Consider the following 1,189-nt stretch of genomic DNA (forward strand, 5'->3'; position numbering starts at 1 on the left):
TAAGTTATTATTTTAATATTAACCAATCACTTAAACACAATAGAAACTCATAAAGATACGTTTTTTTCATCAAATGTTTTTTATAAAATTCACAGTACTTTTCATCGAAAAGATACATCCTATATTACACATAAAATAGCTGCGGAGATATATTTATGTTAAATGTACGAACTGCTTCAATTAGACTTTCTTATCCTGTAATTAAAATGTTAAGACGATTCTTAATTGCTATTTTCTTAGCATTTTTAATACCATCTTTAAGTGGCTGCGAGTTTAATACGATACCAACGAATGAAGAAAAAGTACGTGCAACATGGAGCGAAGTATTGAATCAATATCAACGTCGTGCAGATCTCAGTCCCAATCGCGTAGAAACTGTCAAAGCTTACACATCCCACGAACAAGCTGTTTTTACAAATGTTGTCGAAGCACGTGCAAAGGTAGCGCAAGTAAATATTAATGCCGATATGTTAACTGAGCCACAAATAATGCAGCAATATCTCAAAAATCAAGCAAATTTATCAAGCGCACTTTCGCGTCTTATGGCTGTTGTTGAAAATTATCCTGATCTCAAAGCAAATCAGAATTTTCTCGCTCTTCAATCACAATTAGAAGGAACTGAAAACCGTATTTCTCTTGCTCGCCGTGATTATATCGAATCAGTCCGTATATATAATACTAGCCTAAAGACAATGCCAACAATGCTTTGGGCAAAATTATGGTTTCGCGATGCAAAACCTATGCCAACATTTACTATCGATACCAATAGCCAACAAACACCAAAGATCAATTTTAATTGATGAAATCCTTTCAATATTTTACGCAACACAATGTTTTTCCATCTTTATGTGCTTTTATGGGCTTTCTGTATTTGGTTGCTGCATTGGGAAATGTTGCTTGTTCACAAACAAAATTTTCTCCCTTAACTGGCTATGTTAACGATGTGGCTCATTTGCTCGATAATACAACAAAGGAAAATTTAACAAAACAATTAGCTGTTCTCGAAGAAAAAACTGGAGATCAAATTGTTATTGTTACTCTCCCTACCCTTTCAGGAATTGATATAGAAACATACAGTAATTCTCTTTTCCGCACATGGAAATTAGGTCAAAAAAAGATCAATAACGGTGTATTGCTATTAATTGCACCAAATGAACGCATAGTACGTATTGAAGTGGGGTATGGTTTG

At 34.0% G+C, this 1,189-nt stretch carries 2 protein-coding genes; both read left to right on the forward strand.

What is annotated here, in order from left to right; translation table 11 throughout:
• The first annotated feature begins 155 nt into the window (after positions 1 to 155).
• A complete protein-coding gene (locus ACFIK8_RS09665; protein WP_375669301.1) occupies positions 156 to 800 on the forward strand; it encodes a LemA family protein in 645 nt (214 codons plus the stop codon).
• Positions 800 to 1,189: TPM domain-containing protein (locus ACFIK8_RS09670; RefSeq protein ID WP_375669302.1), on the forward strand; the 390-nt coding region annotated here is incomplete at its 3' end. The genes ACFIK8_RS09665 and ACFIK8_RS09670, both read left to right, overlap by 1 nt.

It is taken from the genome of Bartonella sp. MR168JLCBS, assembly GCF_042194175.1.